The 6,573-nt window shown below is 71.4% G+C and carries 5 protein-coding genes; 2 read left to right on the top strand and 3 right to left on the bottom strand.

Features of this window, described 5'->3' with window-relative positions:
* Positions 1 to 77: 77 nt before the first annotated feature.
* The 3 genes from ACFU99_RS28145 to ACFU99_RS28135 form a co-directional block, all read right to left on the bottom strand.
* Positions 78 to 1,649, bottom strand: coding sequence for a PTS ascorbate transporter subunit IIC (locus ACFU99_RS28145; protein WP_384397188.1), 1,572 nt, complete (start codon positions 1,647 to 1,649; stop codon positions 78 to 80).
* Positions 1,650 to 1,733: 84 nt separating this feature from the next.
* Positions 1,734 to 2,513 carry a PTS sugar transporter subunit IIA gene (locus tag ACFU99_RS28140; RefSeq protein WP_384397185.1) on the bottom strand — a complete coding sequence of 260 codons (780 nt, stop codon included), beginning with the start codon at positions 2,511 to 2,513 and terminating at the stop codon, positions 1,734 to 1,736.
* A gap of 229 nt (positions 2,514 to 2,742) precedes the next feature.
* Positions 2,743 to 3,051 carry a hypothetical protein gene (locus tag ACFU99_RS28135; RefSeq protein ID WP_384397182.1) on the bottom strand — a complete coding sequence of 103 codons (309 nt, stop codon included), beginning with the start codon at positions 3,049 to 3,051 and terminating at the stop codon, positions 2,743 to 2,745.
* A gap of 507 nt (positions 3,052 to 3,558) precedes the next feature.
* Between ACFU99_RS28135 and ACFU99_RS28130 the strand changes: the two genes are divergently transcribed.
* Entirely contained in the window at positions 3,559 to 4,941 is a 1,383-nt protein-coding gene (locus ACFU99_RS28130) for a family 2B encapsulin nanocompartment shell protein (RefSeq protein WP_384397180.1), read from the top strand.
* Complete coding sequence (locus ACFU99_RS28125) at positions 4,928 to 6,556, top strand: SufS family cysteine desulfurase (protein WP_384397176.1); 1,629 nt, start codon at positions 4,928 to 4,930, stop codon at positions 6,554 to 6,556. The genes ACFU99_RS28130 and ACFU99_RS28125 overlap by 14 nt, the downstream gene beginning before the upstream one ends.
* Positions 6,557 to 6,573 lie beyond the last annotated feature (17 nt).

The following is a 6,573-nucleotide window of genomic DNA, read 5'->3' as shown; positions in this document are numbered from 1 at the left end:
CGCCCGTACGCACCCGCTGCACGGGCGCCCCGTACGGGGCGCCGTCCAACTGTCCAACTGGCCGGCTCCGTCGCGGATCACGGTTCCCGCGTCGGGGGCGGAGGGGGCGTCGGCGCTCCGGGCGGGGGCGCGATCCGCCCGTACGGCCGGGTGGCCGCGTCGGCCTCTCCGCTGCCGCCCGGCGGCGGGCCGTCCTGGGGGAAGAAGGCGTCGCGGCGGGCGCCGGGGTCCCAGCCGCGTGCCACGACGCGCTTCTGCACCACGATCGCGCCGCCGAGCACGACCGCGCCGATCAGCAGCAGGAGGACCACTCCCCCGGCGCCGCCCGCCTTGGCGGCGTTGCCGGTCAGGGAGCCGAACCAGCCGAAGTCGGCGTCCCCGAAGGTGGTGTTCTCCTCGCCGAAGGCGCCGAGCACCTTGAGCAGCAGCGCGGGCAGAAAGGTGATCAGCAGGCCGTTGAGGAACGCGCCGACCGCCGCGCCGCGCCTGCCGCCCGTCGCGTTGCCGAAGACGCCTGCCGCGCCGCCGGTGAAGAAGTGCGGTACGAGACCGGGCAGGACGAGGGAGAGGCCGAAGGCCGGGCCGAGGACCGCCGACAGCAGGCCGAGGCCGACCAGACCGCCGAGGAAGCTGGCGACGAAGCCGACGAGCACGGCGTTCTGCGCGTACGGGAACACGATGGGCGCGTCGAGCGAGGGCACCGCGCCCGGTACGGCCTTGCGGGCGATGCCCTGGAAGGCGGGGACGAGTTCGCCCAGGATCGTACGGACGCCGAAGAGGATCACGGCGACGGCGATGCCGAACTCCAGCCCCTGCATGACGGCTTGCATCACATAGTCGCCGACGCCCCCGGCCGCCGTGCCGCCCTCGGCGGCGAACGCCTTGAACGCCGCCTCACGGCCCGCCTTGACGAGGTAGCCGACGGCTATCAGGACGTAGATCACCACCATGGACAGCGCGGTGGCGACCATCGAGTCCCGCAGGAAGCGCAGCCCTTCCGGCAGCTTCATGTCCTCGGTGCTGCGGCTGCGCCTGCCCACCAGTTGTCCGGCCGCGCCCGCGACGACGTACCCGGCGGTGCCGAAGTGGCCGATGGCGACGGAGTCGTTGCCGGTGACGCGCCGCGTCCACGGGTGCGCGAAGGCCGGCATGGAGACGAGCACGACACCCAGCAGCACCCCGCCGACGATCACCACGGCGGCCGACGGAAGCCCGGCCGTGGCGAGCACCATGGTCAGCAGGGTCGCCATGAACAGCATGTGATGGCCGGTCAGGAACACATAGCGCAGCGGCGTGAACCGGGCCAGCAGCAGGCTCACCCCGAACCCCAGGATCATCAGCCAGGCGACGCGCGCGCCGTACTGCGCCTGGGCGATGCCGACGATGGCCTCATTGGTCGGGATCACGCCGTGCGCCCCGGTCGCTCCCTGGATCATCTCCCCCAGCGGACCGAGGGACTTGACCACCAGTCCCGCGCCCGCGCCGATCAGCAGAAATCCCATCGTCGACTTGATGGCCCCGGCGACGACCTGCCCAGCCGGCTTCCGCAGCGCGATCAGACCGGCGGCGGTGATGAGGCCGATGAGGTAGGCGGGTTGGCTGAGGACCTCGTTCACGAGAAACTTCGCGAGGGATACGAGCCAGTCCATGTCCATGTTGCCTTTCGTCCCGTTCACGAGGTCGCGTCGTCAGAAGTCCCGCTTTCGAAGGGCCTGCTCTCAGAAGGCGCGCTCTCAGACGTCATAGGTGGCTCTGAGCACGGCGTCGACCTCGGCGGCGCTGGTGAAGTCCTCGACCGCCTTCACCGGTACGCCCACGTCGCCGAGCGTCCTCGCGATCTCCCGGGAGGTGAGGACGGCGACGGCCTCGGCCGCCTTGCCCTTGGCCGAGACGGTGTCGGTGGCCTCGACCTCGACGTACCGGGACCAGCCCCAGCGGTCGAGCACCTGCTCCAGCGTGTTCTTCAGAAACAGGCTGGTGCCCAGGCCGTTGCCGCACACGGTCAGGATCTTGTGCACGACGGCACCGGCGCGCCGGCCCCCCTCCGGCTCCGGAGCCGTCTCCGCGCGCCCCGTCAGCACGGAATGCGCCGCCTGGGGCGTACGGGCCTCGTGCAGCGCCCGTACGGTGCCGGGGTCCGCCAGCAGCCGCGCCAGTTCGGCCATCGCGGCCGTATGCGCACGCGCGTCCCGCGCCGCGAGCCCGGCGACGAGCGTCACCGGATCGTTCGCCTCGTGCCCGAACTCCACGGGCCGCCGCAGCCGCACCCAGGACATACCGGTCCTCAGCACGGCGGGCGTGGGCCGGGCGTGCGCGAACGCGAAGCCGGGCGCGAGCACGATGTACGGCCCGTTGTCGGCCACGTTGCGGATCATTTCCGCCGTATAACCCGCGGTACAGGCGCCCGTGGCCACCATCAGATCGCCCGCGGCCCGCACCGCTTCCCGCCAGTCCGACGCCGCGACATCCAGCAGGACGGCCTCGACGGGCAGCAGCTCGCTCAGTGTCGCCATGCGACGGATCTTGACACGCGTCCCCGCCTCCCGGCACGGGCCCGGAGCGCTTCTTTCTCCGGCACATCGCGCACCAACAAGCACTCGCGGCTCAAGCACTGTCCGCACGCGGGTGCCGTACGTACAAAAGCACCGACTCCGTAAAGATCCCGTTCCGCGCGAAAGCCCCCGCCCGGCGAGGGAATCGCCGGACGAGGGCTTTCAAGGGTCCTATTTCAGCCAGCGGTGCTCAGCCGAACGGGCCCGAGCTGTTGTTGTCGGCGTCGATGCACGCCTGGAGCTGGCGCTGCTTGGCATTCGCCTTGGCACGCGTCTGCTTCGCGCGCTCCTTGTCGCCCATCTGCGCGTACTTGTTGGCCTTGTTCTTGAGGGCGGTGATCTCCGCGCGCATCTTCTTCACATTGCACGTGACCTTTCCGCGGGCCGCCATCGTGGCGGTGTCGGCGGAGGCCGTCGCGGCCTGCGCGGGGGCCGCCGCGAACAGGAGTCCGCCGGCGAGCACCGCGGACGCGGCGAGCGTGGACATGCGTCGACGCATAGTTCTTCCTTCCCGTCTCCCGAACCGCGAAGGCTCGGGCGCATCTGGATAACAGCAGGTCACTGTAGCCGACGTGATCCAGCCCGGCGGTCGCGCGGCGGCCGTCGGCGGAGCTTCGGGGCCCGGAGCCGGCAGCCGGCCGGGGCTGTCCGCGGGCCCTCCCGGGACCATCCGGCTTCCGGCTCGCCTCCGCCCCAGGTTCGCCGGCCGCATTCGCCACGGACCGATTCTGGACGCGTATGCGCGCGCCCGGCGTACCCGGTCTGCGCATCGCCAACCGGACGCGGCGCGCGCCCGCGGGGCCGCATACGTGGTCATGGAACCTTTTGCTCATGAATCGTTCACCGCTGCACGGATTTGCGGAAGCATCGGTCCGCATATTTCAAGCCTGTTGCAGCGAAATGACGTCTTGTGGACACGAGGTGACGAGAAGAGCATCAGGCATCATTCCGTGCGCGATTTCTGGCCTGACGTCCGGATCGCGCACCGGCCCACGAGGGGGTTTCCATGAACGACCGGTTGAGCCTCAGTCCTGATGCCGCACGGCAGTTGGCCACCGCCACCAAGACCACCCCGCAGATGCGGGCGATCAGCCCGCGGTATCTGCTGCGCGCGCTGCCCTGGGTCGACGTCGAGTCCGGCGTCTACCGCGTCAACCGCCGCCGGACGTTCGTCATCGGCGACGACCGGATCAGCACCTACACCGAGAACGACGCGCACCACGTCATCGCCGAGGACCTGCGCGAGATCCCGTATCTGCGCAACGCCGACCAGGGTCTGCTCGCCGAGCTGGCCGGGGCGTTCACCGAGGTCAACTTCGAGGCGGGGCAGTTACTGGCGCAGGAGGGCGACTCCGCCGACCGGCTGTGGGTGCTCGTCCGCGGCCGCGCCGAGAAGCGGGTCACCGGACGGTACGGACAGGACGCGCTGCTCGAAGTGGTCTGCGACGGCCAGTTCTTCGACCTCGACGCGTGGGCCCGCTCCTGTCCCATGCCCTACCGGGTCCGCGCCCTCACCGCCGGCGTGGCGCTCTGCGCCGACCACAGCGCGCTGGCCTCGCTCGCCGAGCGCGACCAGAACGTACGGACCGCGATCGACTCGTACGTCGCCGGGGAGATGCCCGAGCCGGGCGCCGAGGTCCCGGTGGACCTCACCGCCGGGCACGTCGGGGAACCGATGCTTCCGGGCACGTACGTCGACTACGAGGACTCGCCCCGCGAGTACCACATGAGCCTCGCGCAGACCGTGCTGCGCGTGCACAGCCGGGTCGCCGACCTCTACAACGAGCCGATGGACCAGACCCGGGCGCAGGCCAACCTGACCATCCAGGCGCTGCGCGAGCGCCAGGAGTCGATGCTCCTGAACCACCCCGAGTTCGGATTGTTCAACAATGTCGCGCCGGGCCAGCGCGTACAGACCCGCACGGGTTCGCCGACCCCCGACGACCTCGACGACCTGCTCGCCAAGGTCTGGAAGCAGCCGGGCTACTTCGTCGCGCACCCCAAGGCCATCGCGGCGTTCGGCCGCGAATGTACCCGCCGGGGTGTGCCCCCGGTGACCGACAGCCGGTTCGGCAGTCCGCTGCTGACCTGGCGCGGAGTCCCGCTGCTGCCCTCCGACAAGGTGCGGTTCGCGGGCTCGGAGTGCGCCGGCACCACCGAGATCCTGCTGATGCGGGTGGGCGAGGCCGAGCAGGGCGTGGTGGGCCTGCGCCCGGCCGGCGTGCCCGACGAGGTCGAACCCGGCCTGTCCATGCGGAACATGGGCACCGATCAGAAGGGCATCACCTCGCATCTGATGACGGCGTACTTCAACACCGCGGTCCTGGTGGAGGACGCCAGCGCCGTGCTCCAGAACGTCGAGGTGTCGAACTACCATGACTACTCCTGACGTCAGGACGGGCGTACCCGGCGGCGAGAGCCTGTCCGAGGCGGCGCGCCTGCTCACGAGCGTCACGAGCGCGCCGACGGCGGCGGAAGGCGCGGGCGTACCGAGCGTGCCAGGTGTTCCGGGTATTCCGGGTATTCCGGCGAACGGGGCCGCGGGCGCACCGACGGCCGCCGTGACCGGAAGTCCGCCCACGGGCGCAACCGCTTCCGTCCCCTCCGCCGTCCCCGAAGCCGCCCCCGCCGCCATGGCCGGGAGCGCGCCGCCCACCACGCTCCCCCAGGGCGCGTCCGAGGGGGCGCTGCTCGGTACGGCGCAGGGGCTCGGCGCGGAGGCCGGTATGCCCAGGTATCCGACGGCGAGTGCGGGCGGAGCCCCTGGCTCGGCCGCGGCGCGGCGCGGCGGCTTCTCGCCCGAGGCGGCCCGGCAGGACATCCCGATCCTGCACCGCACCGTGAACGGCCACCCGCTCGTCTGGCTGGACAACGGCGCCACCACGCAGAAGCCCCGTCAGGTGATCGAGGCTCTCGCATCGTTCTACGGCGCGGCCAACTCCAACATCCACCGGGGCGCGCACACGATGGCCCGCGAGGCGACGGAGGCGTACGAGGGGGGCCGGGCGGCGGTCGCCGACTTCCTGGGGGCGGGCGCGCCCGAGGACATCGTCTTCACCCGCGGCACCACGGAGGCCATCAACCTCGTCGCCCAGAGCTGGGGCCGGGCCAACCTCGGCCCCGGCGACGACATCCTCGTACCGGTGCTGGAGCACCACTCCAACATCGTCCCCTGGCAGCTGATCGCCAAGGAGCGGCATGCCCGCGTGGTGCCGGTGCCGCTCACGCCGGAAGGGGAGATCGACCAGGACGCGTACGCCGATCTGCTCTCCTCGCGGACGCAGCTCGTCGCGCTCAGCCACGCCTCGAACGTGCTCGGGACCGTTCCGCCCGTGGCGCAGATGACGGCGCTGGCGCACCGGTACGGGGCGAAGGTGCTGGTGGACGGCGCGCAGGCGGTCGCCCACCTGCCCGTGGACGTCCAGGCGCTGGACGCCGACTTCTACGCGTTCTCCGGGCACAAGCTGTTCGCCCCCACGGGCATCGGCGCCCTGTACGCGAAGCCGGAGGTGCTGGCGGCCATGCCGGTGTGGCAGGGCGGCGGCAACATGATCGAGTCGGTCGACTTCGGCGAGACAACGTTCGCGGCGGTGCCGCACCGGATGGAGGCGGGGACCGGCGACATCGGCGGGGTGGTCGGGCTGCTGTCCGCCCTCCAGTGGCTGACCTCCTTCGACCGGGACGCCGTCGCCGCGTACGAGACGGCGCTGACCGGCTACGCCCAGCAGGCTCTGGCCACCGTGCCCGGCCTGGAGATCCTGGGCGCCGCCCCGGACCGGATCGCCGTGCTGACGTTCACGCTCGCGGGCCAGGACCCGGCGGCGATCGCCGACTGCCTGGACCGGGACGGGATCGCCGTACGGGCCGGTCACCACTGCGCGCAGCCGGCGCTGCGCCACTACGGGCTGGAGAGCGCGGCCCGTGCCTCGTTCGCGCTCTACAACACCCCGCAGGAGGTGGACGAACTGGTGGCCTCCCTGCGCCGCATGCAGCAGGATTCCTGACCGTTCGCGCTCCCCGC

It is taken from the genome of Streptomyces sp. NPDC057654 (assembly GCF_042800135.1).
Lineage (GTDB): Bacteria > Actinomycetota > Actinomycetes > Streptomycetales > Streptomycetaceae > Streptomyces.
The sequence above is the reverse complement of the archived record's forward strand: the minus strand, read 5'-3'. Positions and strand labels throughout refer to the sequence as shown.